A 24,823-nucleotide genomic window follows, 5' to 3' on the forward strand; every position below is an offset into this window, starting at 1 on the left:
GGCACCATCAAGGGCCTCACCGCCGAAGTCGGCGCCTCCCTCACCTCCGGCGCCACCATCTGCGAAATCAAGGACTGACACACCCGCACCGAGGGCCACCGGAGCTGTCCGGTGGCCCTCGGTGTATCCGCCGCCTGGCATCCTGGACCCACCCGTGGCGACAGGAGGACCACGAATGGCGACGAGCACGGCACAGACGCCGCCCCGGCCCATGCGCGCGGACGCGCGCCGCAACCACGACCGGCTGCTGACCGAGGCGCGCGCCAGTTTCGCGGAGCACGGTACGGACGCCTCGCTGGAGGATGTCGCGCGTCGCGCGGGTGTGGGGATCGGCACGCTCTACCGGCACTTCCCCAACCGTCACGCGCTGCTGAACGCGGTCTTCCAGGAGGCCGTCGCCGTCCTGCTCGAACGCTCGCGCGAACTCGCCGACGCGGAACAGCCCTGCACCGCCCTGGTGGAGTGGCTGCGCGCCCTCATCACCCACGCGGGCGAGTACCGCGGGCTCGCGCGGGCGCTCATGTCGGTCTCGCAGGACCGGAGTTCCGCCCTGTCGCAGTGCAGTGTCCCGCTCCGCGCGGCGGGCGCCCGTCTGCTGGTACGGGCGCAGGAGGCCGGTCATATACGGTCCGACGCCTCCATCGAGGATCTGATGCAGCTCACGAACGCGATCGCGCTGGCGGCGGAACAGTCCCCGGACGATCCGCGTCTGGCGGACCGTCTCCTGAAACTGACCCTGACGGGCCTCAAGGAGCCCGGCGCGGCCCGCTCCTGAGGGACGGGGCCGACGCGCCCCGCGCGCACGGGCACGGACCCCGTACCGCACGGGCGACCCGCGTCACGCCTCCCCGCTTTCCCCGGGCCCCAGGCCCCGGGCTCCGGCCCCGGACTCCGGACTTCCGGGCCCCGGACTCCGGACTTCCGGGCTCCGGGCTCCGGACTTCCGGGCTCCGGGCTCTCGGCGGGAGGCGCCGCACCGCTGGACGGCTACCGGCGGCGCAGGTCCGCCACCCTCGACCGCTCGCCCGGCTCCTGCGTCGTCAGCGACGCCGCCGCGCTGCGCAGTTGCGGCCCCGGGCCGCCGGCGCCGCCTCCGGGCGCCCCCGAGTGCGTACGGCGCTGTCCCGGGAGCGGCACGTCCCTGCGGGACTGACGCCCCGCCGGAACCCCGTCCCCGCCCGAGCCGCCCGCACCGGAGCCACCCGCGCCGCCGGAGCCGCCGGGACCCGCGCCCGTACCGGCGCCGGCCCCCACCCCCGCGCCCGCCACCGCGATCTGCACACCCTGGTCCGCCAGGGCCTGGAGCTCCGTCCCCGCACGGTCGTCGTGCGCGGGCGGCTCGTCGGTCACGAGCCGGCTGATCAGATCCGTCGGCACCGTCTGGAACATCGTGTCCGTACCGAGCTTGGTGTGATCGGCCAGCACCACGACCTCCGCCGCGGCCTGCACCAGCGCCCGGTCGACGCTCGCCGAGAGCATGTTGGAGGTGGAGAGACCGCGCTCCGCCGTCAGCCCGCTCCCCGAGAGGAACGCGCGGGTGACCCGCAGCCCCTGGAGGGACTGCTCGGCGCCGCTGCCGACCAGGGCGTAGTTCGACCCGCGCAGCGTGCCGCCGGTCATGACGACCTCGACCCGGTTGGCATGGGCCAGCGCCTGTGCGACCAGCAGTGAGTTGGTGACGACGGTCAGCCCGGGGATCCGCGCGAGCCGGCGGGCCAGCTCCTGCGTGGTCGTACCGGCACCGACGACCACGGCCTCGCCCTCTTCGACGAAGCTCGCGGCGAGATCGGCGATGGCCGTCTTCTCCGCCGTCGCGAGATGGGACTTTTGCGGAAAGCCGGATTCTCGCGTGAATCCGCCCGGCAGTACCGCACCGCCGTGCCGGCGGTCGAGGAGTCCTTCTGCCTCGAGCGCCCGCACGTCCCGCCGTACGGTCACTTCGGAGGTCTGGACGACGCGGGCGAGCTCACGGAGCGACACGGCTCCGTTGGCGCGCACCATTTCGAGGATCAATTGGCGACGTTCTGCAGCGAACACGAAACTGACAGTAACCCCAACGACCGTCTGCTTTCAGCAGTTTGCGCCGAATAAGAGAAGTTGTACACAGACGAGCGCACGTAGTGGTATACGTCGACGCGACCGTTCGCCCAGGACGCGCGGAGGCCCGCCGGACCCCGCGCCCACCCCCCGCGCACACCTCCGCCGAGCCCCCGCCGAGCCCCCGCCGAGCCTCCGCCGGAACCGTTCCGGACCGTCGCCGGGAGCCCCGGCCGCGCTCCCGTGAGAGCGGGCGTGACCCCCTCGGGTCAGCCCTCCTCCGCCGTCTTGCGTGTGTGCAACTGCCGCGCGACCTCGGCGATCGAGCCCGACAGGGACGGATACACGGTGAAGGCGTTCGCGATCTGCTCGACGGTCAGACTGTTGTCGACGGCGAGCGAGATGGGGTGGATCAGCTCACTGGCCCGGGGCGCGACGACCACACCGCCGACGACGATGCCCGTACCGGGACGGGCGAAGATCTTGACGAAGCCGTCCCTGACGCCCTGCATCTTGGCGCGGGCGTTCCGCAGCAGCGGCAGCTTGACGACCCGGGCGTCGATCCTGCCCTCGTCCACGTCCGCCTGGCTGTAACCGACCGTGGCGATCTCCGGGTCGGTGAAGACGTTCGAGGAGACGGTCTTGAGGTTGAGCGGGGCCACCGCGTCCCCGAGGAAGTGGTACATCGCGATCCGCCCCTGCATGGCCGCGACGGAGGCGAGCGCGAAGATCCCGGTGACGTCGCCGGCCGCGTAGACCCCCGGCGCGGAGGTACGGGAGACCCGGTCGGTCTTGATGTGGCCGGAGTCCTTGACCAGTACGCCGGCCTCCTCCAGGCCCATGCCCTCGGTGTTCGGTATCGCGCCGACCGCCATCAGACAGTGCGTGCCGGTGATGATCCGTCCGTCGGAGAGGGTGACCTCGACCCGGTCGCCGACGCGCTTGGCGGCCTCGGCCCGGGAGCGGGACATCACGTTCATACCGCGGCGCCGGAAGACGTCCTCCAGCACGGCGGCGGCGTCCGGGTCCTCGCCGGGCAGCACCCGGTCACGGGAGGAGACCAGCGTCACCCGCGAGCCCAGCGCCTGGTAGGCGCCGGCGAACTCGGCGCCGGTCACACCGGAACCGACCACGATCAGTTCCTCGGGCAGCTCGTCGAGGTCGTAGACCTGCGTCCAGTTGAGGATGCGCTCGCCGTCCGGGCGCGCGTCCGGGATCTCCCGGGGATGGGCCCCGGTGGCGATCAGCACGGCGTCGGCGGTGAGCGACTCCTCGCTGCCGTCGGCCGCGGTCACGATGACCTGGCGCGACCCGTCCACGGCCTGCCGGCCGTCGAGCCGGCCCCGGCCGCGCATGACGCGCGCGCCGGCCCGGGTGACGGAGGCGGTGATGTCGTGGGACTGGGCGAGCGCGAGCCGCTTCACCCGTCGGTTGACCTTGCCCAGATCGACCCCGACGACCCGGGCCGACTGCTCCTTGGGCGGGGTGTCGTCGGCGACGATGATGCCCAGCTCCTCGTACGAGGAGTCGAAGGTGGTCATCACCTCGGCCGTCGCGATGAGCGTCTTGGACGGCACGCAGTCGGTGAGTACCGACGCCCCGCCGAGGCCGTCGCAGTCGACAACGGTCACCTCGGCGCCGAGCTGGGCGCCCACCAGGGCTGCCTCGTAGCCGCCGGGTCCGCCACCGATGATCACGATCCGGGTCACGAAAAAGTCCGCCTCGCGTTGTCAACCCGGCCCGTCTGCCACCCCGGCCGGGGTTCCGGGGGGACCCCCGGGGGATGCAGTACGTACTCCATTGTCCCGCACGCTTCAAGTAGCTTCGCCCCGGGGCCCTCCATCCGGGAACCCTCCGGCGTCCGCCGTACGGGAATCCCCGGACCGCGACGGGCGGACGCCGCCGCCGGACCGGTGGACCGGCGGCCACGCCCGCACCTCCCGTACCCTCAACCTCATGTCGCTCTACGCCGCGTACGCCGGCAACCTCGACGCGCGGCTGATGTCCCGCCGCGCCCCGCACTCCCCGTTGCGCGGTACCGGCTGGCTCAACGGCTGGCGGCTCACCTTCGGCGGCGAGCACATGGGCTGGGAGGGCTCACTCGTCACCGTCGTGGAGGCGCCGCGCTCCCAGGTCTTCGTCGCGCTGTACGACATCGCCCCGATGGACGAGGACTCCATGGACCGCTGGGAGGGCGTGGGGCTCGACATATACCGCCGGATGCGGATCCGGGTGCACACCCTGGACGGCGAGGAGCCGGCCTGGATGTATGTGCTCAACGGGTACGAGGGCGGCCTTCCCTCCGCCCGCTATCTGGGCGAGCTGGCGGACGCGGCGGAATCGGCGGGCGCACCCCACGACTATGTGATGGAACTGCGCAAGCGTCCCTGCTGAGCCATGGCGCGAAGGCATCGCGCGCACGGCGCGAAAGCGACGTACATACGGGGCATTCCGGGCGTCCGGCCACGCGTTCGCCGTCACACCGCGACCCCGTCTGTCCGAAACGACAACACAACGATGTCAAGACCGTGTGCCCATCATCTACGCGCGTAGGGAATGACCGGCTACCCTCATCCGCGTGAACGCATCTGTTATCCCGGCCCACGCCGACGGACCCGCCGACCCCCTGGCCGCCGCTGACGCCGCCGCCGCGCGCCTGCGCGAGCTGACCGGCGCCGAGACCCATGACATCGTCCTGGTGATGGGCTCGGGCTGGGGACCCGCCGTCGAAGCGCTCGGTGCCCCCGAGGCGGACTTCCCCGTGACCGAGCTGCCGGGGTTCCCGCCGCCCGCCGTGGCCGGCCACGGCGGGCGGATCCGCTCGTACAAGATCGCCGAAAAGCGCGCGCTGGTCTTCCTCGGCCGTACGCACTACTACGAGGACCGGGACGTCGTCGCCGTGGCGCACGGGGTCCGCACCGCCGTCGCCGCGGGCTGCAAGACCGTCGTACTGACCAACGGCTGCGGCGGACTGCGCGAGGGCATGCGCCCCGGCCAGCCCGTGCTGATCAGCGACCACATCAATCTGACGGCCGTCTCCCCGATCGTCGGCGCGAACTTCGTGGATCTGACGGACCTGTACTCGCCGCGGCTGCGCGCGCTGTGCAAGGAGATCGACCCGGCGCTGGAGGAGGGGGTGTACGTGCAGTTCCCCGGCCCGCACTACGAGACCCCGGCCGAGATCAACATGGTCCGGGTGATGGGCGGCGACCTCGTCGGCATGTCCACCGTGCTGGAGGCCATCGCGGCCCGCGAGGCCGGCGCCGAGGTCCTCGGGATCTCGCTGGTCACCAATCTGGCCGCGGGCCTCTCGGGCGAGCCCCTCAACCATGAGGAGGTCCTCCAGGCGGGCCGCGACTCGGCGACGCAGATGGGTGCGCTGCTGGCGCGGGTGCTTGAGCGCGTCTGAGCCGGGAATGACATCTGACCAGGACATCCGGCCCGGTCCCGGTACCGCGTCCACCACGCATTGAGCAACCGAAGCGGAGGCCGACCGCCTCCGCGAGAACGGCGCCGCCGCAGGCGCGAGGAGGTCCACCCACCGTGCAGCAGCAGGACCCCATGGAGCAGGATGTCGTCACCCGGGCCAAGGCCTGGCTGGCCGAGGACCCGGACAGCGAGACCCGCGAGGAACTCGCCGCGATCATCGAGGCCGGGAATGTGGCCTCCCTCACCGAACGGTTCGCCGGCACGCTGCGGTTCGGCACGGCCGGGCTGCGCGGGGAGCTGGGCGCGGGGCCCATGCGGATGAACCGCGCCGTGGTCATCAGGGCGGCGGCCGGCCTCGCCGCGTATCTGAGGAACCGCGGCGACGACGACGGACTGGTCGTCATCGGGTACGACGCCCGCTACAAGTCGGCGGAGTTCGCCCGGGACACCGCCGCCGTGATGACCGGCGCGGGGCTGCGCGCCGCCGTACTGCCCCGGCCGCTGCCCACGCCGGTGCTCGCCTTCGCCGTACGGCATCTCGGCGCCGTGGCCGGGGTGGAGGTCACCGCGAGCCACAACCCGCCCCGGGACAACGGCTACAAGGTCTATCTCGGCGGCGGCTCCCAGATCGTGCCGCCCGCGGACGGCGAGATCGCGGCCGAGATCGACGCGATCGGCCCGCTCGGTTCCGTACGGCGCCCGGAGGACGGCTGGGAGATCCTCGGGGACGAGGTCCTGACGGCTTATCTGGAGCGAACGGACGCGGTCCTGACACCCGGCACCCCGCGGACCGCGCGGACCGTCCACACGGCGCTGCACGGTGTCGGTACGGAGACCCTCCTGGCGGCCTTCGCGCGCGCCGGTTTCCCCGAGCCCGTGCTGGTGGCGGAGCAGGCGGAGCCCGACCCCGCGTTCCCGACCGTCGCGTTCCCCAACCCGGAGGAGCCGGGCGCGATGGATCTGGCCTTCGCCACGGCCCGGCGCGCCCAGCCCGATCTGATCATCGCCAACGACCCGGACGCGGACCGCTGCGCGGTGGCCGTGCCCGACGACACGGCGGAGGACGGCTGGCGGACGCTGCGCGGCGACGAGGTCGGCGCGCTGCTCGCCGCGCATCTCGTCCACAAGGGCGCGACGGGGACGTTCGCCGCGTCGATCGTCTCGTCCTCGCTGCTCGGGCGGATCGCGCGGGCGGCGGAGCTGGGGTACGAGGAGACGCTGACCGGCTTCAAGTGGATCGCGCGCGTCGAGGGCCTGCGGTACGGGTACGAGGAGGCGCTCGGCTACTGCGTCGACCCCGACGGGGTGAAGGACAAGGACGGCATCACCGCCGCGCTGCTCGTCGCCGAGCTGGCCTCGGAACTGAAGGAACGGGACCGTACGCTTGGGGACCTCCTGGACGACCTGGCCGTCACCCACGGGCTGCACGCCACGGACCAGCTCTCGGTCCGCGTCAAGGACCTGTCACTGATCGCGGACGCGATGCGCCGGCTGCGTGAGCGTCCGCCGATGGTGCTGGCCGGTCTGGAGGTCGTCTCCGCGGAGGATCTGACGGAGGGCTCGGCCACGCTCCCGCCGACGGACGGCCTGCGGTACCACCTGGAGGGGACGTACCGGGCCCGGGTGATCGTCCGCCCGAGCGGCACGGAGCCGAAGCTCAAGTGCTACCTGGAGGTCGTGATCCCGGTGGCGGACGCGCCGGGGCTGGCGGTCGCGCGGGCGACGGCGACGGAGGTGCTGGAGGCGCTGAAGCGGGACATGGCGAAGGCGGCGGGCATCTGAGCGATCCGGTGCGCCTCCCTGGCGAGAGGCCGTGGCGGGGGGTGGCGCCGGGGGTAGACCGTACACCCTGGGAGTCAGGAAATCAGCAGGTCGGGGCATGAAAGAGCCCCGCCCGGCACTTGGCCGAACGAGGCTCTGTTTGCTGCTGATGGTGCTTGCTACCTCCGGTACCGGTCCGCCTGTGCCGGAAAAACCGGGCGCAGGTAGATGCAGCCGGGGCACACGTTGAAGTCGTAATCCACACCGATCTCATGGAACGCAGCGGCCCACCAGTGTTCGCGCTGTTCTGGGGTGAGCGTCTGAGTTTCTTGGACATGGAAGATTTCTCGGGCCTGCGATGCGCTTACCCCGGTCCACGGCTTGGACATCGCGCATGTCGTTCAGCTCCTCGAAAGCTGTTCGGCGGAGCCCCGATGAACCGGGCCTAATCGGTCTGTCGGGGCGTTTCACATCTGGCGGTAAGCCAACTCCTCTACCATCGTCTACCTACGTATAGGGACGCTTGGACTGTGGCCGGATGTCTACGCTTCCGGCATGAGCCCGAGCATTGACTACGACGCCCCGACTCCGCCGTATCAACAGATCGCCGCAGAGATCATCCGGGACATCACATCGGGCACACTCGCAGTGACCTACGTTCGGAATCGCAGTGGCGAGGACCAGAACGCTGAATAGCCCCGCCCATGCGCCAAGGCGACTTATGGGCGGGGCTGAATTGCCCCTTGAGCTGGCGCAGGTACTGAATACCCAGCCGGGGCCTGTCTTCCCGTGACTACTCGTGGTCGTCACGTTGTTCGTACTCAATGGCTTTGAAGCAGTCTTCGTGCACGGGCACATGCCAGCCGGAACCGGAAGGAGCGTCCCAGTACACCCTGCGGAGGGGTTCCTCCGGTTCCACGGGCCAGTGGCACGCGTAGCAGCGCGGCGTCTCGCCATGAAAGGTGATGCGTGGACGTGGATCACGGGCCAAAGGAGTGGTAGTCGCTTCCTTGGTAGGAGTGGCACCGCTTGAGGTCCGCAAAGGCTTTCGCGGGAGATCCCCCGGGGCGGGTTTGCAGGTCACAGCCGCCGCCCCAGAAAGCCGACTTCGTGACGGCGCTGCGCGGTGTCCTGCCGGATGAGAGGCCGGATGCGCTCCATGGTGGGACTGTGCGACCGGTCGTCGGCTCGACTGTGCTTCGAATCGTCGTCGGCAACGGCGTCGGGGCATTCCGGTCTTCCACACTGGCACGGGTCCCATGCGGCCAGATGGGACCGTACGGGGATCTCGCGGTTCTCCTTCACTCCGTCCCGTCCTTCTGATCGGTCGCCCCGTGTGGGTGCTGCCGGATGGTGTCGTTGGCGCTTCGGACACTCACGGGGCTGCCCACCGTGTGAGCAGTGGCTCGACTCCGGTCCGCCGCACGGCAGATGTCGCACTCGGGCCGGGCCACGGGCTCAAGGTCCGGCGTGGGCACGTCCACGGCTGTCGTGGTCTCACTGGACACAGTTCAACCGCTTTTCCACTCCGGCCATGACCCGGTGGAGAATCGTGCGGGTCGGCTTGCGAAACGGCCCACGGGGAGCACCGGCCGGCCACAACGCCCACTTGCTGTGCCACGTCTCATCCGGCGTCAGCCGGTAGAACTCGTGCCCGGTGACGGCCGCTTCGAGCTCTGCCGCGCCGTTGCGGGGTAACCGCTTCGGTAGTTCGTACGCCATGGCCACCATCCCGCTGTTCATCAAGACCGTTGATGCTGTCGAGTGTTGACCTAGAGAAGCGCGGCGAAGGGCTCGGCACCACAGCAGAAAGGCCGCAGTCCTGCCGCACTCCGGCCGCACTGGATACGCTGACCAGGGCAGACGGCACCCGGACGAGAGGGGACGGGCAGGATGACCGACACTAGGCGGCGGAGACTCGCGGAGCGCCGGAAAGCACGTGGATTGAATCAAGAGGAATTCGCGGAAGCGGTAGGCGTTGACCGTTCCACTGTTCAGCGCTGGGAAAATGGGAAAACCGGCCCTCAGCCCTGGCAACGGCCGAAGATCGCTAAAGCGCTAGGAGTCACAGCGAACGAGCTTGACGCGCTTCTCATTCCCGACGTGTACACGCTGCCCCAACCGCCTAGCTTGTGGCTTCCGGTTGCACACCCTACAACCGATGATGAATTCGATGCATTCGAATTGGCGCGGCGGGTCTCGGCAAGCGACGTGGGGAAGGAGACGTTGAGCCGGCTAGAAAACTCATTCGATGAGTTGGCCATGAAGTATCCAGTTTCTCCGCCACAGGAACTTTTGGAGCGTGTGCGGAAGCATTCTGCGTACGTGGCACATCTCATGGACGCTCGCATGACACTAAGCGAACAGCAACGGCTTTACGTCGTCGGAGGCTGGTTCCAACTATTGGGCGCGACGCTCCATATCGATCTGAACCAGGAGCACGCCGCAACGGCCCGTTTGCAGGCAGCGGCAAGCCTTGCTCGGCACGCCGGGCACCGAGAAATCGAAGCGTGGTGTTACGAAACAGACGCTTGGCGAGTGCTGACGGATGGCGACTATGGCCGTGCGCTCGAACTGTCTCAGGTGGCGCAACAACTAGCACCGACCGGGAGTTCAGTAGAAATTCAGGCTACAGCTCAAGAAGGAAGGGCACGGGCGCGCCTAGGAGAAGACGCAGCGACTTATGCGGCGATTGAAAAGGTTCAACGAATGTCGGGGGCAATGGTGCCGCGGAAAGGAACGGAGCACCATTTCCAATACGACCCCGGTAAGTCGCTAGCCTACACCGCCACAACGCTTGCATGGATCGGAGACCCGTCCGCAGAAACTTACGCGCGCGAGGTAATTGCCAGGCTAGCCCCTTCTGAGGATATTCATAAATGGCCTCGCCGGGTCGCGTCAGCCAATATCGATTTGGCTTTGGCCTTGCTCGGTGGCGACCGTATGGACGAAGCGTGTAATGCGGCTCAACGCGCCATATTGTCCGGCCGTATCGTGCCCTCAAACCATTGGCGTGCATTGGAAGTCGTCAAGGCAGTGGAGAAACGGCGACTCCCTGAAGCGCCGGATCTTCGCGAGGCTTACCAGGGTCTCAAGGCGCCAGAGGCCGGAGAGTAGCAGTATCGCTCTGCGTATGTGAGCAGGACACCGGCCGACACGGGCGGTCAGTTCGGGGCAGCCGGGGACGGAGCAGGGGGGCGGGGTCTGCGAGGCATGGGCAACTCCTGTCGCAGGAGGGTGTCGGCGCCACGCGCTAGACTCTCGACCACGGCTCACTAGCTAACGGGAATGTGATGAAAGAGAGCGAGCCCGCACACAAGAGAGTTCTTTCCAGGAAATTGGAATACTTGAAGCACATGCACTCAGGCGTTCTAGTGCTTCACGGCCTGCCTGGCGAGGGAAAGACAGAGGCTGCGCTCCACTTCGCCACCACCCTCGAACTTGATCCCACAGCAGTTTTTCGTGTGAGTGCCACCGCGTTTGAGATTGAGCGGGATGTGGCAGCCTGGCTCCAGAGCGAAGAAGAGAACGGCGCTCGCGCCCACATCAGATCGGCCGCTGAGAGCCTGCGTTCCGCATCCACGGTCGCAGAACGACGCACAGCCGTGACGGTCTTCCTCGCAGCATTGGGAGAGTTGATCGCATGCCTGCTGCGTTTCCTCGTGCGGGTGTTGATTCTGTTGCTGTCTCGACTGCTTGGCCGGGCGGCAGTGGAAAACGTACCTGTCTGGAAGCCCGATCCGATCGACACGTCGCCGCAAATCACGCCTCGTGGCCCGAACTCCGCCCTCCCCTTGATCACACACCGGGGCGGGCATCACCGCAGCGCGCTGGGGAGCGCCGTAATAGCTGCCTGAGTGGCCCGCCGACCGTTCAAGGTCGGAAGGTTCATTGTTGTGTTCAACCTGCCGGAAACGGCTCCGTGGGGCGCCGTGCTGGTTCTAGCTGGTCTCGGCATCCTCGTCTTCGGGCTCAACGCCGCTATCCGTGCTCTTTGGCCTCAAAGCTCCGTGCATCGCAAGGAGCTGTGGCAGGAGCGACAGCGTGAGCGTGCCCGCCGACAGAGGGAGCGCGCCCGTCGGCGACAGGCGATCGACAAGCGGAAGTAGCGGCGCGGGGACAGCCATCGGAAGTTTTCGCCCGCGGATCGGCGACAAGCCCGAACGGCGCTCTGGCGAGCCAGCGTCCCTCGTTGCGCTGCCGGTTCTTGGTCGACCGGACATTGTGTGACAGACGCTGCGAGTACTCGCGCGCGTTCTCGGCACGGTCGATGATCCAACGACGGTCCCGCTCGTCCATCGAGTCCAGACGCTCATAGTCGAAGATCACGTGCGCTTTGCCGAGGATCGGCACAACCGCTTCGGCACCCTTGCGGCTGAACCGGTCCAGCGCGTAGCACCAAAGGGCGGGTACTTCCCCGTTGAGTACGGCGTCCATGGCCACGTCGTACTTCGGGCGCTGGACGTCGGACCACGCCGACAGGTTCTCTTTCCACACCTTGCGGACCCGGTAGCTGTTCTCCTCGGCCCACGCCCGGCCCCGTTCCTCCTGTGCGCGGATGGAGAGTGCGCGCTCCCCCTCCCGGACGACTTTCGACTTCCTGAGCGACAGGTCAGCTTCGGGGCGATTGTCGAATGCGGCGGGAACGGAGACCGCACCCCGTTGGACCAGCGAGTGCCTGCGCGCCTTGACCGGTGTGGCTGTAGCCATGGGAAACCCCTAGTGACCTGCGGAAACAGTCCGCTACCCGAGCAAGTCCCAGAGTGTTGGACCTACTGGTGCCGGGGTCTCCGGGCCGGGGCCGCGACCCGGCCCGTCCGGCGATCGGGGACGGGACCGTCGGCCCGGACGCCGGGTCTCCGGGCGGTGGGGGTCAGCGGGACCGTCAGCCCGTGGCCAGCAGCACGATCAGCAGGAGCAGGCCCGCCAGCGTGGGGGCGATCACCTCGTACGCCCAGCGCACCGTCGGCTCCCCCTGGGCCGTGGGCTGGGTCTCGGCGCGTTCCGAGAGTTCGCGCAGGTCCGCGACCGCGCGGTCCGCGACCGCCAGACGGGCCGGGTCGAGGGCGTCCGCCGTTGCCGCGGCGCCCGCGCGGGCCAGGCGGTCCTGATGGCGGTGGGCGCGCTTGCGCTGCCGCAGCGAGACGGGCACGGCCCAGAGCTGGAACTTCCCGTCGTTCTCGGTGAACACCTCGCACGAGTACGCGGCCCGTATCTCCGTGACCGACGCCCAGGGCAGCGTGATCGTCCGGAAGGGGTTGCGGACGCGCAGCCGGTCGGCGCCGGCGAAGACGGCCGGGCGCAGGCTGAAGGCGATGACGAGCGGCACGGCGAAGAGCAGTCCGGCGAGCGCGAGCCAGGGCGTGCGGCCCGTGCCCCGTACGAGCGCGTCCACGCCGAGCCAGCCCACGACCGCCAGCAGCAGGATCCCGCCGAGGATCCCGGCGGCCGAGCGGTAGACACGGTCGCGGTAGGTCGGGTCGGACGGCGGGGGCGTGGGGCTCGTCATATGCCCGATTCTGCCGTACGCGTCCGTAAACCCTCGACAGCCCTCCGGTCACAGCTCGGCCTCACAACGAGCACCCCCCTGTACACGTCGCTACGCGCGTAGATATGCTCCTCTGGTGACCATGCCGACCATCACTCCCGCATTCGCCGACGTGACCGCGTCCGACAGCACACTGCGCCGCTTTCTGCACGGGCTGCCCGGCGTCGACGCCGTCGGCCTGGAGGCGCGCGCGGCCTCGCTCGGGACGCGCTCGATCAAGACCACGGCCAAGGCGTACGCGATCGATCTGGCCATCTCCATGATCGATCTGACGACGCTCGAAGGCGCGGACACCCCGGGCAAGGTCCGGGCGCTCGCCGCCAAGGCCCGGCGGCCCGATCCGACCGACCGTACGACACCCTCCACGGCGGCGGTCTGCGTCTACGCGGACATGGCCGGGACGGCGGTCGCCGCGCTCGCCGGGTCCGGGGTGAAGGTGGCGTCCGTCGCGACCGCCTTCCCGGCCGGCCGGGCCTCCCTCGGGGTGAAGCTCGCGGACACCCGGGACGCCGTGGACGCGGGCGCGGACGAGATCGACATGGTCATCGATCGCGGCGCGTTCCTCGCGGGTCACTACCTCAAGGTGTACGAGGAGATCCGCGCGGTGAAGGAGGCGGCCGGGACCGCCCGGCTCAAGGTCATCTTCGAGACCGGCGAGCTGTCCACGTACGACAACATCCGCCGCGCGTCCTGGCTCGGCATGATCGCGGGCGCGGACTTCATCAAGACGTCGACCGGCAAGGTCGGGGTGAACGCCACGCCGGCCAACACCCTGCTGATGCTGGAGGCCGTACGGGACTTCCGCGCGCAGACCGGCGCCCAGATCGGTGTGAAGCCCGCGGGCGGCATCCGCACCAGCAAGGACGCGGTCAAGTTCCTGGTGCTGGTCAATGAGACCGTGGGCGCGGACTGGCTGGACAGCCACTGGTTCCGCTTCGGCGCCTCCAGTCTGCTGAACGATCTGCTGATGCAGCGTCAGAAGCTCAGCACCGGCCGCTACTCCGGCCCCGACTACGTGACGGTGGACTGATCACCATGGCTTCTGTATTCGAGTACGCGCCGGCGCCCGAGTCCCGTGCGATCGTCGACATCGCCCCCTCGTACGGGCTCTTCATCGACGGTGAGTTCACCGGGGCGGCCGACGGCAAGGTCTTCAAGACCGTCTCCCCGTCGACCGAGGAAGTGCTCTCCGAGGTCGCCCAGGCGGGCTCCGAGGACATCGACCGGGCGGTCCGCGCCGCGCGCAAGGCGTTCGAGAAGTGGTCGGCGCTCCCCGGCGCCGAGCGTGCCAAGTATCTGTTCCGTATCGCGCGGATCATCCAGGAGCGCTCGCGGGAGCTGGCCGTCCTGGAGACCCTCGACAACGGCAAGCCGATCAAGGAGACCCGGGACACCGATCTCCCGCTGGTCGCGGCGCACTTCTTCTACTACGCGGGCTGGGCGGACAAGCTCGGCCACGCCGGGTACGGGCCCGAGCCGAGGCCCCTGGGGGTCGCGGGCCAGGTCATCCCGTGGAACTTCCCCCTGCTGATGCTCGCGTGGAAGATCGCCCCGGCGCTCGCCACCGGCAACACCGTGGTGCTCAAGCCCGCGGAGACGACCCCGCTCTCCGCGCTCTTCTTCGCGGACGTCTGCCGTCAGGCGGGGCTGCCCAGGGGCGTGGTCAACATCGTGACCGGTGACGGCGGTACGGGCGCGGCGCTCGTGTCGCACCCGGACATCGACAAGGTCGCCTTCACCGGTTCGACCGCCGTCGGCAAGGCCATCGCCCGCGAGATCGCCGGTACGGACAAGAGGGTCACCCTCGAACTCGGCGGCAAGGGCGCCAACATCGTCTTCGACGACGCGCCGGTCGACCAGGCCGTCGAGGGCATCGTCACCGGGATCTTCTTCAACCAGGGCCAGGTCTGCTGCGCGGGCTCCCGGCTGCTCGTCCAGGAGTCGGTCCACGACGAGGTGCTGGAGTCGCTGAAGCGCCGGCTGTCCACGCTGCGCGTGGGCGACCCGCTGGACAAGAACACCGATCTCGGCGCGATCAACTCCGCCGAGCAGCTCGCCCGGATCACGGCGCTGGCGGAGACGGGCGAGGCGGAGGGCGCGGAGCGCTGGTCGCCCGCGTGTGAACTGCCGTCCTCGGGCTACTGGTTCGCGCCGACGCTCTTCACGAACGTCACCCAGGCGCACACCGTCGCCCGCGACGAGATCTTCGGCCCGGTCCTGTCCGTGCTGACCTTCCGTACGCCCGAGGAGGCCGTGGCGAAGGCCAACAACACCCAGTACGGCCTGTCGGCGGGCATCTGGACCGAGAAGGGCTCCCGTATCCTCGCGGTCGCGAGCAGGCTCCGGGCGGGCGTCGTCTGGGCCAACACGTTCAACAAGTTCGACCCGACCTCGCCCTTCGGCGGCTACAAGGAATCCGGCTACGGCCGGGAAGGCGGCCGTCACGGCCTGGAGGCGTACCTCGATGTCTAAGGAATCGTCCAACGGCTCCGGCGCCGGCCGGCTCGGTGTCCTCAAGACCTACAAGCTGTACGTCGGGGGCAGGTTCCCCCGCAGTGAGAGCGGCCGGGTGTACGAAGTGACCGACTCCAAGGGCGCCTGGCTGGCCAACGCGCCGCTCTCCTCCCGCAAGGACGCCCGGGACGCGGTCGTCGCGGCCCGCAAGGCGTTCGGCGGCTGGTCGGGCGCGACCGCGTACAACCGCGGCCAGATCCTCTACCGCGTCGCCGAGATGCTGGAGGGCCGCAGGGACCAGTTCGTACGGGAGGTCGCGGACGCCGAGGGCCTGTCGAAGCCGAAGGCCGCGGCGGCCGTCGACGCGGCGGTCGACCGCTGGGTCTGGTACGCGGGCTGGACCGACAAGATCGCCCAGACCGTGGGCGGCGCGAACCCGGTGGCGGGTCCGTTCTTCAATCTCTCCACCCCCGAGCCGACCGGTGTCGTCACCGTCCTGGCGCCTCGGGACTCCTCGTTCCTGGGCCTGGTCTCGGTCGTCGCACCGGTGATCGCCACGGGCAACACGGCGGTCGTCGTGGCGAGCGAGGACGCCCCGCTGCCCGCGCTGTCCCTGGGCGAGGTGCTGGCCACCTCGGACCTGCCGGGCGGTGTGGTCAACGTGCTGTCGGGACGGACCGCCGAGATCGCGGCCCCGCTCGCCGCGCACCAGGACGTGAACGGGATCGATCTGACCGGCGCGGACGCGTCCCTGGCCAAGGAGCTGGAGATCGCGGCGGCGGACAACCTCAAGCGCGTCCTGCGCCCGCACACCACCGACTGGTGGTCCGACCCGGGCACCCGCCGGCTGACGGCCTTCCTGGAGACCAAGACGGTCTGGCACCCCACCGGGAGCCTCGGCGCCTCGGGCTCCTCGTACTGACTCCGCAGGACCGCGCACGGAACGGGCCCCGCTCTCCCTCGTCCAGGCGAGAGCGGGGCCCGTTCTGTGCGTGGCTCGGTCTTGTGCGGGGCCCGTTCTGCGCGGGGGCCGTCCCCCGGGCCGTCAGCGCGGCAGCAGGCCCGCCACCTGGCCGATCACGGGGAGGTCCTGGAGTGCGCCGCCGCCCTTGGTCAGGGGATCGGTCACCGTGGCCGTGGAGAGCGGCTTGAAGTCGGCGATCTGGGTGCCCACCGCGTTGTCGAGGGGATCCACGCCGGTGCCGGACAGCGGATTGAGCCTGAGCTTGGTGACGGGGGCGAGCGCGCCGGCCGTCCCGTGGCCGAGCGCGCCGCCGAGGGCCGTGCCCGCGGCCTCCGTCGCCTCGGCGAGCCGGAGGTCACTGCCCGTCGCGGCCGGCGCGGCGACGGGCGGCGCGGCGACGGGCGGCGCCGCCTGGGCCGCCGTACCGCCCAGACCGAGGGCCGCGCCCGCCGCGGTGACGGTCAGACCGGCGCGCAGCAGAGCGCGGCGCGGAGAGGTGGGAGCTGCATGACGTGCCATGAGTTTTCCTGCCTGGCCGAGTGATCGAGTGACTTTCCCGACTCCGTAACGACAGCCGGCGCCCCCAAGATGCGGTGTGTCACGCCATCAGGACCGGGTGGCCCCAGGGGTGATACGTCCCGGTCCGTCCCGCACTCTTCCCGGCCCCCTCCCCGGTCCGTCATCGATTCGCCATGATCCGTCGGGTATCCGTACACCCGGGGGGTCACGTACGCGGGTCCATACAGCAGACTGGTGTCCCGTGACTTCTCCTTCCCTTCCGGCCCGGGTCGTCCTCCTCGCGGGCCCCTCAGGCTCCGGAAAGTCCTCCCTCGCCGCGCGTACGGGCCTGCCCGTGCTGCGCCTCGACGACTTCTACAAGGAGGGCGACGACCCGACGCTGCCGCTCGTCACGGACAGCACGGACATCGACTGGGACTCCGCCCTGTCCTGGGACGCGGACGCCGCGGTCGCGGCGATCGAGGAGCTGTGCCGTACGGGCCGTACGACCGTTCCCGTCTACTCCATCGCCACCAGCGCCCGGGTGGACACGGAGGCGCTCGACCTCGGGCACGCCCCGCTGTTCCTCGCGGAGGGCATCTTCGCCGCCGACATCGTCGCGCGCTGCCGTGAGTCGGGGGTGCTGGCCGACGCGCTCTGTCTGCGCGGGCGGCCCTCGACGACCTTCCGGCGGCGTCTGCTGCGCGATCTGCGCGAGGGCCGCAAGTCGGTCGCGTTCCTGCTGCGGCGGGGCCTGCGGCTGATGCGGGCGGAGCGCGGGATCGTCGCGCGGCAGACGGCGCTGGGCGCGTATCCGTGCGGCAGGGCGGAGGCGCTGGGCCGGATCACCGCCGCCGGGACGCACACCGCGGAGGCGGCGGTACGGAACGCCGCGCCCGGTCGTCCTTCACCCGCGCCCGCACCCGCACCCAGCTCCACCGCGAGCGGCCGTTGAGCGGCCCGCGCGGTGAGCCGCCGCCGCGCGGGAGCCGGACCCGGACAACGCAAGAGCGGGACCGCACACGACCCCCCGGTCCTGTGCGGTCCCGCTCCCTTTCCCTGTGATCCCCCGTGGGCCCCCACGACCCGCGAGTTCTCCCCCCGTGCTGTTCCCCCGTGCTCCCGCCGTCTCCCCCGAGACCGCGGGCCCCCCGCTTCCCCCGTGTTTCCCCCTACGGCCCTCAGGCGACCAGTTCGCCGAAGGACTCCTCCTCGTCACGGCCGAAGCTGAGGACCTCGTCCTCACGCAGCCGGCGGAGCGACCGCCAGATGCTCGACTTCACCGTGCCGACACTGATGTCGAGGATGTCCGCGATCTCCGGATCGGTGCGGCCCTCGTAGTAGCGCAGTACCAGCATCGTGCGCTGGAGCTCCGGCAGCCGCGCGAGCGCCTGCCACAGCACCGCGCGCAGTTCCGTGCCGCGCATCGCGTCGGTGTCGCCCGCCGTCTCCGGCAGCTCCTCCGTCGGATACTCGTTGAGCTTGCGCCTGCGCCAGGCGCTGATGTGCAGATTGGTCATCGTGCGCCGCAGATAGCCCCCGACCGCGGCCTTGTCGCTGATCCTGTCCCAGGCCCGGTACGTCGAGAAGAGGGCGCTCTGGAGCAGGTCCTCGGCCTCGAAGCGGTCACCGGTCAGGTGGTAGGCGGTGGCGTACAGGGAGGCACGGCGCTCCTGGACGTAGGCGGTGAACGCCGCTTCGGCGTCCGCCGGCTCCGCCGGGAGCTTCCGCTCCCCCGAGCCCTCCCCGTACATGGCGGCTCCCCCGTTGCCCGCCAGGTCCGCGTCAACCACCGTCATGTACGACGGCTTGTGCTGACGCCCGGCGCCGCGAACGCACCCCCGCCCGTTCACGGCGCCGGACTTCTCCCCGCTCCTCGTGACGTCGTGAAGACGCGTGACCACCGCGTTCGAGGCCGTGCCGTGCAGTGCGTTCATCCCGCGCCCCCCGTCGTTTGGAGTTGCTTCCGGTGTTGCTCCGTGCTCTGTGACCAAGAGCTTGCCGGGGCAGTTTCATGGCGCTGTCCGCCGACTGTCACAGGCCTGTCACAGGGGGCGGCGGACCTTGCGCGAACCGTGCGGAAGGTATGGGAGCGCTCCAACGGTCGAACTGTGGTCCCCCATGGGACAGAATGGCCCCCGTGCCTTTCCTGTTGCTGATCGAGGACGACGACGCCATCCGCACGGCCCTCGAACTCTCGCTGTCACGCCAGGGCCACCGTGTGGCCACCGCGGCGACGGGAGAGGACGGCCTGAAACTGCTCCGGGAGCAGCGGCCGGATCTGATCGTGCTGGATGTGATGCTGCCCGGGATCGACGGCTTCGAGGTGTGCCGGCGCATCAGGCGCACCGACCAGCTGCCGATCATTCTGCTGACCGCGCGCAGCGACGACATCGATGTGGTGGTCGGCCTGGAGTCCGGGGCCGACGACTATGTCGTCAAGCCGGTGCAGGGCCGGGTGCTGGACGCGCGGATCCGCGCGGTGCTGCGGCGCGGCGAACGGGAGTCCACGGACTCGGCGACCTTCGGCGGTCTGGTGATCGACCGGTCCGCGATGACGGTCACCAAGAACGGCGAGGATCTCCAGCTCACCCCGACCGAGCTGCGGCTGCTGCTGGAGCTGAGCCGCCGTCCCGGCCAGGCGCTGTCGCGCCAGCAGTTGCTGCGCCTGGTGTGGGAGCACGACTATCTGGGCGACTCGCGGCTGGTGGACGCGTGTGTGCAGCGGCTGCGCGCGAAGGTGGAGGACGTGCCGTCCTCGCCGACCCTGATCCGTACGGTGCGCGGAGTGGGATACCGGCTGGACGCGCCTTCGTGACCGAGGCGCACGTGGTGGACGGGCCGGAGCGCGGCCCGCTGGAGAACGGAGCGGGGGCCGCACGGCTCGGCGCGGCGGTGAAGGGCGGCGCGACCAAGAGAGCGATCCTCTCGGGGCTCCGCTGGACCAGTCTGCGGCTGCGGCTCGTGGTCGTCTTCGGGGTGGTGGCGCTGACGGCGGCGGTCTCCGCGTCGGGGATCGCGTACTGGCTCAACCGCGAGGCCGTGCTGACCCGTACCCAGGACTCGGCCCTCAACGACTTCCAGCAGAAGATGCAGAACCGCGCGGCGGAGCTGCCCCTGTGGCCGAGCCAGAGCGAGTTGCAGAGCACGGCGGAGCAGATGGCGGACGGCAGCGCCGGCTACAGCGTGCTGCTGATAGGCGAACGCGCCGAGGGGAAGCCCGTCGTCGGGGTCTCCGATCCGGACACCTTCACGCTGGACGACGTACCGAAGTCGCTCCAGCAGGCCGTGAACGACAAGCAGAAGGTCACCTCCGGGAACGCCTACCCGTACCACGTGTTCTGGCTGCGCACCGAGCGCGGCGGTACGCCCTATCTGGTGGGCGGTACGCGGATCATCGGGGGCGGTCCGACCGGCTATCTCCTCAAGTCCCTGGACCAGGAGCGCGCGGACCTCAACTCGCTCGCCTGGTCCCTGGGCATCGCGACGGCCCTCGCCCTCGTCGGGTCCGCGCTGCTGGCGCAGGCCGCGGCGACGACCGTGCTCAAGCCCGTGCAGCGGCTGGGCGAGGCGGCGCGGCAGCTCGGTGAGGGCAAGCTCGGGACCCGGCTGCGGGTGTCCGGGACGGATGAACTGGCGGATCTCTCGCGTACGTTCAACAGGGCCGCGGAGTCGTTGCAGAAGAAGGTCGCGGACATGAGCGCGCGGGAGGAGTCCAGCCGGCGTTTCGTCGCGGACATGTCCCATGAGCTGCGGACGCCGCTGACCGCGCTGACCGCCGTGACGGAGGTGCTGGAGGACGAGGCGGACAGCCTCGACCCGATGATCGCGCCCGCGGTGACCCTGGTGGTGAGCGAGACCCGGCGGCTCAATGTCCTGGTGGAGAATCTGATGGAGGTCACCCGCTTCGACGCGGGTACGGCCCGGCTCGTCCTGGACGATGTCGATGTCGCCGACCAGGTCACGGCCTGTATCGACGCGCGTGCCTGGCTGGACGCGGTGGAGCTGGACGCGGAGCGGGGCATCATGGCGCGGCTCGATCCGCGCAGACTCGATGTGATCATGGCGAATCTGATCGGCAACGCGCTCAAGCACGGCGGTTCGCCGGTCCGGGTGGCGGTGCGCACGGAGGACGGCTCGCTCGTCATCGAGGTACGGGACCACGGCCCCGGTATCCCCGAGGACGTCCTGCCGCACGTCTTCGACCGTTTCTACAAGGCGAGCGCGTCCCGGCCGCGCTCGGAGGGCAGCGGTCTGGGTCTGTCGATCGCGCTGGAGAACGCCCATATCCACGGCGGTGACATCACCGCCGCCAATGTGCCGGACGGGGGCGCGATGTTCGTGCTGCGGCTGCCCCGGGACGGCGCGGACCCGGAGCCTGCGGGGCCGGAGCACGAGCACGGCCGGGGCCGGGCGGAGGAAGCGGGAGAGGAGGGCGACGCGCGATGACACCCAGGTTCGGTACGGCGGGGAGCGGCCGGAGCGAGGGGCGGGCGGCCCGCCAGGGCACGGCGGCCGGGCGCCTCGCGGGCGCGCTCGCGCTCGTCGCCCTCGCGGCGGGATGCGGGATCAGGACCACCTCCGTCCCGGTCGACGCGGGGCCCGCGCCGTCGCGGATGCCGTGCCAGGTCGCGGGCGAGACGGTGATCACCCAGTCGAGGCCCGGCGTTCCCGTGGGGATCTATCTGGCCTGCGCGTCCGGTCTCGCGTCGGTGGAGCGCGCCACGCCCGTCCCGCGGGGGAGGTCGGCGGACGACCGTGTGGAGATCGCGCAGGGCCTGCTCGACGAGCTCCAGGCGCAGCCGTCCACCAGTGAACGGGAAGCGGGCTTCACCACCTATGTGCGGGGGCCGCTGATCCTCTCGGGGCCCCGCGCGGAGGATCCCGCGGACACCCTGCGGCTCAGCCGCCAGCCGGAGGACCTGCCGGCGACCGCGCTCGCCCAGATCGTCTGCACCTTCGCGGAGAGCGAGATCACGGACGGCACGGTGGTCCTGGGCGGCCCCGGCGACCGTCCCCCGCGCGGCTACCGGTGCGACCAGGACACGAAGAGCAATCCGGACACGTCGCTGCGCGCGCTCCCGCCGGGGCCGTCCGGGGCGGGATCCGCCTCGGCACCGGCTTCCGCTTCCGCGTCGGCGTCCGCTTCCGTTTCGCCCTCCGTCCCCTCCGCGCGGTGATGTCCGCCGAGCCCGGACGGGCGCCGGGACAGGGCACCGGAGCGGTCCCCGGCGCCCGCTCCGTGGTGATGCCCGTCTCATGGCGGCGTTCCCGCGGGAGCGGCGGAACCGATTCCGTCGGGCCGCGCGTCCCTGGATATGTGCGTCAAGGTCCGGGCGGCTCTGCCGTCATCCGCTTCCGTACGGCGGGGCTCGTACTCCTCCTCCTGCATCTCACGCTGGTGGGGTGGCTGACGCTCCGCCCGCTGGACGTCCCCTGGGTGAACGCGGCGAATCTGACGCCCTTCGCGGGTATCAAGGCGGATCTGGCGCTGGGGCCCCTCGTGGGCGCGCGCCGGATCGCGGAGGGACTGCTCCTGCTGGCCCCGCTCGGGGTGCTGCTGCCGATGGCGGGCGGCAAGGTCGCCGTCTCCGGCTGGGCCTCCATGGCCCGTACGGTCACGGCCGGGGCGCTGGTCTCGCTGGGCATCGAGCTGCTCCAGACCGGGGTTCCCGGCCGGGTGGTCGACGTGGACTCACTGCTGCTCAACACGGCCGGTGTGGCCCTGGCCCATCTGCTGCTGGTGCCCGCGGGGCGGGCACGGCTGCGGCGGGGAGACCGGCACTGTACGGTCCGCCGCGTACCCCGGCCCGGGGAGGAGACGGGGACCCTCCATCGGGACGAGGTCCCTCAGGGCACGACCCCGACGATTCCCAGGGTCGGCATCGCTCCGTAGAGCGACGCCCGTGACCCGGCTCCGCCCGCACCATGGAGACAACGGGAGCACCGGAGAAGAGGCTCCCACGACGGTCTCGAAGGAGCCCACCATGGCCGCATTGATCCGCCCCCGTGACGGACGCGTGATCGGCGGAGTGTGCGCGGCGCTGGCACGGCGCTTCCACACCTCCGCGAACACGGTTCGTGCGATCTTCCTGGTCTCGTGCCTGCTGCCGGGGCCCCAGTTCCTGCTCTATCTGGCGCTGTGGGCGCTCCTGCCGAAAGAGAAGACCGCCACGACCGCCTGGTAGCGATCCGTACGCCCGCGTCCACCGGAACACCGTGTGCCGGTCCATCGCGTACCGGTCGGCGCGTGCCGGTACAGGCGCAGTGGGGCCGCACGCACAGTGGGGCGCACACCCTGAGCCGGGTGTGCGCCCCACCGCTGTTGCCCCGGACCGTGGTGCTGGATCCACGGTCCCGGACGGTCGGCCGGATCAGCCGCCGAGCGGAATCCCGTTGACCGGAATCCCACCCTTGGCCAGGCCGTTCACCGGCAGTCCGCCGAGCAGTCCGTTGACCGGGGCGACGGTGCCGAGGGCGCTGGGGGTCTTGGCGGCCGTGGCGGTCTTGGCCGGAGCGGCGGTCTTGGCGGGAGCGGCGGTGCCGAAGATGTGCGGCGCGACCAGCCGCAGGGTGTCGAGCGCGATGCGGCTGCCGCCGACGACGTCGGAGGCGGGCGCGGGAAGCTGCGCGGCGGTCTCCTCGACCGGCAGTTCCTTGGCGGCGGTGCCGACGGTGTCCAGGGCGGAGACCGCGCCGGCTCCGGCGAGGGCGCCGGCGGCCGTGGGCACGGGCGCGGCAGAGGCGGTGCCCGCGGCGGCAGCGGCGAAGGCGGCACCGAGCGCGGCGACACCGAGAGTCTTGACGGCGGACTGCTTCATCTGGGATTTCGTCCTTGGGGAGGGGGAGTTTCGGGGGAGGGGACATGAGAAGTGGGAATGCGAGCGGCTCTGCAAGTTAGCCAGTCACCCATATCTCCCGCAAACACCGGGAAACGGTCCGCAGGACGTGTTCCCGACCGCTCCCCCGCAGGACACCCATCCCGCCCGGATTGGATATGCGCAGGTCAGAGCCTTCTACTTGAACAGCCATTCGGATTTCAGCTCGGCATATCCGGGCTTGATGACGTCATTGATCATCGCGAGTCGTTCATCGAAAGGAATGAATGCTGATTTCATCGCATTGACCGTGAACCACTGCATGTCGTCGAGCGTGTAGTCGAAGGTGTCCACCAGCAGCTCGAACTCCCGGCTCATGCTCGTCCCGCTCATCAGCCGGTTGTCGGTGTTGACCGTGGCCCGGAAGTGCAGTCTGCGGAGCAGCCCGATCGGGTGTTCGCCGTACGAGGCCGCCGCACCCGTCTGGAGGTTGGAGCTGGGGCACAGCTCCAGCGGGATGCGCTTGTCCCGTACGTACGCGGCGAGCCGGCCCAGCGTGACCGTGCCGTCCTCGGCGACCTCGATGTCGTCGATGATGCGCACCCCGTGGCCCAGCCGGTCGGCGCCGCACCACTGGAGGGCCTGCCAGATCGACGGCAGTCCGAAGGCCTCGCCCGCGTGGATGGTGAAGTGGTTGTTCTCGCGCTTCAGATACTCGAAGGCGTCGAGGTGACGGGTGGGCGGGAAGCCGGCCTCCGCGCCCGCGATGTCGAAGCCGACCACGCCCGAGTCCCGGTAACGGTTGGCGAGTTCGGCGATCTCCAGCGCGCGGGCCGCGTGCCGCATCGCGGTGAGCAGGGCGCCGACCCTGATGCGGTGGCCGTTCGCGTGGGCGCGCCGCTCGCCCTCGCGGAAGCCCGCGTTGACGGTCTCGACGACCTCTTCGAGGGTGAGCCCGCCCTCCAGGTGCTGCTCGGGCGCGTACCGCACCTCCGCGTAGACGACTCCGTCCTCGGCGAGGTCCTCGGCGCACTCGGCGGCGACACGGAAGAGCGCGTCACGGGTCTGCATGACGGCGCAGGTGTGGGCGAAGGTCTCCAGATAGCGCTCCAGCGAACCGGAGTCGGCGGCCTCACGGAACCAGACCCCGAGTTTGTCGGACTCGCGCTCGGGCAGGTTCTCGTAGCCGGCCTCACGGGCGAGGTCGAGGATCGTGCCGGGACGCAGTCCGCCGTCCAGGTGGTCGTGGAGAAGGACCTTGGGGGCGCGGTGGATCTGGTCGGCGGTGGGTGGCCGGTAGGTCTGGCTCGTCAT

24 protein-coding genes are annotated in these 24,823 nt (G+C 70.2%); 15 read left to right on the forward strand and 9 right to left on the reverse strand.

All coding sequences use genetic code 11. From position 1 onward, the window contains the following. Positions 1–175 precede the first annotated feature (175 nt). Positions 176–775: a TetR/AcrR family transcriptional regulator gene (locus ACFYYH_RS11295; protein ID WP_388548921.1), complete on the forward strand. Its 600-nt coding sequence runs from the start codon at positions 176–178 to the stop codon at positions 773–775. A gap of 212 nt (positions 776–987) precedes the next feature. Here ACFYYH_RS11295 and ACFYYH_RS11300 read toward each other — a convergent pair whose 3' ends face one another. After that, the gene (locus tag ACFYYH_RS11300) at positions 988–2,037 is read right to left on the reverse strand and encodes a DeoR/GlpR family DNA-binding transcription regulator (protein WP_388548924.1); all 1,050 of its coding nucleotides are present in this window, start codon (positions 2,035–2,037) and stop codon (positions 988–990) included. Positions 2,038–2,306: 269 nt separating this feature from the next. After that, positions 2,307–3,746, reverse strand: a complete 1,440-nt coding sequence (locus ACFYYH_RS11305) for an NAD(P)H-quinone dehydrogenase (RefSeq protein ID WP_388548926.1) — start codon at positions 3,744–3,746, stop codon at positions 2,307–2,309. A gap of 247 nt (positions 3,747–3,993) precedes the next feature. Between ACFYYH_RS11305 and ACFYYH_RS11310 the strand changes: the two genes are divergently transcribed. From ACFYYH_RS11310 to ACFYYH_RS11320, 3 genes are all read left to right on the forward strand, one after another. Further along, the gene (locus ACFYYH_RS11310) at positions 3,994–4,431 is read left to right on the forward strand and encodes a gamma-glutamylcyclotransferase (protein WP_388548928.1); all 438 of its coding nucleotides are present in this window, start codon (positions 3,994–3,996) and stop codon (positions 4,429–4,431) included. 184 nt (positions 4,432–4,615) lie between these two features. Next, complete coding sequence (locus ACFYYH_RS11315; RefSeq protein WP_388548931.1) at positions 4,616–5,446, forward strand: purine-nucleoside phosphorylase; 831 nt, start codon at positions 4,616–4,618, stop codon at positions 5,444–5,446. Positions 5,447–5,598: 152 nt separating this feature from the next. Beyond that, complete coding sequence (locus tag ACFYYH_RS11320; RefSeq protein ID WP_388549660.1) at positions 5,599–7,248, forward strand: phospho-sugar mutase; 1,650 nt, start codon at positions 5,599–5,601, stop codon at positions 7,246–7,248. Positions 7,249–8,724: 1,476 nt separating this feature from the next. Here the strand turns inward: ACFYYH_RS11320 and ACFYYH_RS11325 are convergent. Further along, positions 8,725–8,949 (reverse strand): hypothetical protein, encoded by a 225-nt coding sequence (locus ACFYYH_RS11325; RefSeq protein ID WP_388548933.1) that lies wholly within the window; start codon positions 8,947–8,949, stop codon positions 8,725–8,727. Between the two features lie 171 nt (positions 8,950–9,120). On the opposite strand from ACFYYH_RS11325, the gene ACFYYH_RS11330 reads away from it, so the two are divergent. Further along, positions 9,121–10,344 (forward strand): helix-turn-helix transcriptional regulator, encoded by a 1,224-nt coding sequence (locus ACFYYH_RS11330; RefSeq protein WP_388548935.1) that lies wholly within the window; start codon positions 9,121–9,123, stop codon positions 10,342–10,344. Positions 10,345–10,520: 176 nt separating this feature from the next. Next, positions 10,521–11,084 carry a hypothetical protein gene (locus tag ACFYYH_RS11335; protein ID WP_388548938.1) on the forward strand — a complete coding sequence of 188 codons (564 nt, stop codon included), beginning with the start codon at positions 10,521–10,523 and terminating at the stop codon, positions 11,082–11,084. A gap of 124 nt (positions 11,085–11,208) precedes the next feature. On the opposite strand, the gene ACFYYH_RS11340 is transcribed toward ACFYYH_RS11335, so the two are convergent. Next, complete coding sequence (locus ACFYYH_RS11340) at positions 11,209–11,937, reverse strand: recombinase family protein (RefSeq protein ID WP_388548940.1); 729 nt, start codon at positions 11,935–11,937, stop codon at positions 11,209–11,211. A gap of 175 nt (positions 11,938–12,112) precedes the next feature. Beyond that, the gene (locus tag ACFYYH_RS11345) at positions 12,113–12,736 is read right to left on the reverse strand and encodes a PH domain-containing protein (RefSeq protein ID WP_388548943.1); all 624 of its coding nucleotides are present in this window, start codon (positions 12,734–12,736) and stop codon (positions 12,113–12,115) included. A 121-nt stretch (positions 12,737–12,857) separates the two neighbouring features. Between ACFYYH_RS11345 and deoC the strand changes: the two genes are divergently transcribed. Genes deoC through ACFYYH_RS11360 form a run of 3 tightly spaced genes read left to right on the forward strand, consistent with a single transcriptional unit; the run spans position 12,858 to position 16,151 of the window. Beyond that, positions 12,858–13,805 carry a deoxyribose-phosphate aldolase gene (gene deoC / locus ACFYYH_RS11350; protein WP_388549663.1) on the forward strand — a complete coding sequence of 316 codons (948 nt, stop codon included), beginning with the start codon at positions 12,858–12,860 and terminating at the stop codon, positions 13,803–13,805. Between the two features lie 5 nt (positions 13,806–13,810). Next, a complete protein-coding gene (locus tag ACFYYH_RS11355) occupies positions 13,811–15,247 on the forward strand; it encodes an aldehyde dehydrogenase family protein (protein ID WP_388548946.1) in 1,437 nt (478 codons plus the stop codon). Further along, a complete protein-coding gene (locus tag ACFYYH_RS11360; RefSeq protein WP_388548949.1) occupies positions 15,240–16,151 on the forward strand; it encodes an aldehyde dehydrogenase family protein in 912 nt (303 codons plus the stop codon). Before ACFYYH_RS11355 ends, ACFYYH_RS11360 begins: the two co-directional genes overlap by 8 nt. Before the next feature lie 123 nt (positions 16,152–16,274). On the opposite strand, the gene ACFYYH_RS11365 is transcribed toward ACFYYH_RS11360, so the two are convergent. Then, complete coding sequence (locus ACFYYH_RS11365) at positions 16,275–16,712, reverse strand: hypothetical protein (protein ID WP_388548951.1); 438 nt, start codon at positions 16,710–16,712, stop codon at positions 16,275–16,277. Between the two features lie 241 nt (positions 16,713–16,953). Between ACFYYH_RS11365 and ACFYYH_RS11370 the strand changes: the two genes are divergently transcribed. Next, entirely contained in the window at positions 16,954–17,646 is a 693-nt protein-coding gene (locus tag ACFYYH_RS11370; RefSeq protein WP_388548953.1) for a uridine kinase, read from the forward strand. 226 nt (positions 17,647–17,872) lie between these two features. Here ACFYYH_RS11370 and ACFYYH_RS11375 read toward each other — a convergent pair whose 3' ends face one another. Continuing rightward, entirely contained in the window at positions 17,873–18,628 is a 756-nt protein-coding gene (locus ACFYYH_RS11375; protein WP_388548955.1) for a SigE family RNA polymerase sigma factor, read from the reverse strand. Positions 18,629–18,831: 203 nt separating this feature from the next. Here ACFYYH_RS11375 and afsQ1 point away from each other — a divergent pair, with 203 nt between their 5' ends. The 5 genes from afsQ1 to ACFYYH_RS11400 all read left to right on the forward strand — a co-directional run bounded on the left by afsQ1 (position 18,832) and on the right by ACFYYH_RS11400 (position 22,879). Further along, positions 18,832–19,509 (forward strand): two-component system response regulator AfsQ1, encoded by a 678-nt coding sequence (afsQ1, locus tag ACFYYH_RS11380; protein ID WP_079124961.1) that lies wholly within the window; start codon positions 18,832–18,834, stop codon positions 19,507–19,509. A gap of 77 nt (positions 19,510–19,586) precedes the next feature. After that, positions 19,587–21,140, forward strand: coding sequence for an ATP-binding protein (locus ACFYYH_RS11385; protein WP_388549666.1), 1,554 nt, complete (start codon positions 19,587–19,589; stop codon positions 21,138–21,140). After that, a complete protein-coding gene (locus tag ACFYYH_RS11390; protein ID WP_388548958.1) occupies positions 21,137–21,871 on the forward strand; it encodes a hypothetical protein in 735 nt (244 codons plus the stop codon). Before ACFYYH_RS11385 ends, ACFYYH_RS11390 begins: the two co-directional genes overlap by 4 nt. A 140-nt stretch (positions 21,872–22,011) precedes the next feature. Continuing rightward, complete coding sequence (locus ACFYYH_RS11395; protein ID WP_388548960.1) at positions 22,012–22,587, forward strand: VanZ family protein; 576 nt, start codon at positions 22,012–22,014, stop codon at positions 22,585–22,587. A 91-nt stretch (positions 22,588–22,678) separates the two neighbouring features. Then, positions 22,679–22,879 carry a PspC domain-containing protein gene (locus ACFYYH_RS11400; protein ID WP_388548963.1) on the forward strand — a complete coding sequence of 67 codons (201 nt, stop codon included), beginning with the start codon at positions 22,679–22,681 and terminating at the stop codon, positions 22,877–22,879. 186 nt (positions 22,880–23,065) lie between these two features. Here the strand turns inward: ACFYYH_RS11400 and ACFYYH_RS11405 are convergent, their stop codons facing one another. Together ACFYYH_RS11405 and ACFYYH_RS11410 are read right to left on the reverse strand one after the other, a co-directional pair. Then, complete coding sequence (locus tag ACFYYH_RS11405; RefSeq protein WP_388548965.1) at positions 23,066–23,512, reverse strand: ATP-binding protein; 447 nt, start codon at positions 23,510–23,512, stop codon at positions 23,066–23,068. Positions 23,513–23,707: 195 nt separating this feature from the next. Further along, a complete protein-coding gene (locus ACFYYH_RS11410; RefSeq protein ID WP_388548967.1) occupies positions 23,708–24,823 on the reverse strand; it encodes an adenosine deaminase in 1,116 nt (371 codons plus the stop codon).

It is taken from the genome of Streptomyces sp. NPDC002018 (genome assembly GCF_042890865.1).
Classification (GTDB): Bacteria; Actinomycetota; Actinomycetes; order Streptomycetales; family Streptomycetaceae; genus Streptomyces.

Bases quoted from the DNA above. Each gene is read 5' to 3' on its own strand.
- ACFYYH_RS11295 (WP_388548921.1), top strand. From the start codon at position 176: ATGGCGACGAGCACGGCACAGACGCCGCCCCGGCCCATGCGCGCGGAC.
- ACFYYH_RS11310 (WP_388548928.1), top strand. From the start codon at position 3,994: ATGTCGCTCTACGCCGCGTACGCCGGCAACCTCGACGCGCGGCTGATG.
- ACFYYH_RS11320 (WP_388549660.1), top strand. From the start codon at position 5,599: ATGGAGCAGGATGTCGTCACCCGGGCCAAGGCCTGGCTGGCCGAGGAC.
- ACFYYH_RS11325 (WP_388548933.1), bottom strand. From the start codon at position 8,949: ATGGCGTACGAACTACCGAAGCGGTTACCCCGCAACGGCGCGGCAGAG.
- ACFYYH_RS11330 (WP_388548935.1), top strand. From the start codon at position 9,121: ATGACCGACACTAGGCGGCGGAGACTCGCGGAGCGCCGGAAAGCACGT.
- ACFYYH_RS11335 (WP_388548938.1), top strand. From the start codon at position 10,521: ATGAAAGAGAGCGAGCCCGCACACAAGAGAGTTCTTTCCAGGAAATTG.
- ACFYYH_RS11340 (WP_388548940.1), bottom strand. From the start codon at position 11,937: ATGGCTACAGCCACACCGGTCAAGGCGCGCAGGCACTCGCTGGTCCAA.
- ACFYYH_RS11345 (WP_388548943.1), bottom strand. From the start codon at position 12,736: ATGACGAGCCCCACGCCCCCGCCGTCCGACCCGACCTACCGCGACCGT.
- deoC (WP_388549663.1), top strand. From the start codon at position 12,858: ATGCCGACCATCACTCCCGCATTCGCCGACGTGACCGCGTCCGACAGC.
- ACFYYH_RS11355 (WP_388548946.1), top strand. From the start codon at position 13,811: ATGGCTTCTGTATTCGAGTACGCGCCGGCGCCCGAGTCCCGTGCGATC.
- ACFYYH_RS11360 (WP_388548949.1), top strand. From the start codon at position 15,240: ATGTCTAAGGAATCGTCCAACGGCTCCGGCGCCGGCCGGCTCGGTGTC.
- ACFYYH_RS11365 (WP_388548951.1), bottom strand. From the start codon at position 16,712: ATGGCACGTCATGCAGCTCCCACCTCTCCGCGCCGCGCTCTGCTGCGC.
- ACFYYH_RS11375 (WP_388548955.1), bottom strand. From the start codon at position 18,628: ATGAACGCACTGCACGGCACGGCCTCGAACGCGGTGGTCACGCGTCTT.
- ACFYYH_RS11390 (WP_388548958.1), top strand. From the start codon at position 21,137: ATGACACCCAGGTTCGGTACGGCGGGGAGCGGCCGGAGCGAGGGGCGG.
- ACFYYH_RS11400 (WP_388548963.1), top strand. From the start codon at position 22,679: ATGGCCGCATTGATCCGCCCCCGTGACGGACGCGTGATCGGCGGAGTG.
- ACFYYH_RS11405 (WP_388548965.1), bottom strand. From the start codon at position 23,512: ATGAAGCAGTCCGCCGTCAAGACTCTCGGTGTCGCCGCGCTCGGTGCC.
- ACFYYH_RS11410 (WP_388548967.1), bottom strand. From the start codon at position 24,823: ATGACGAGCCAGACCTACCGGCCACCCACCGCCGACCAGATCCACCGC.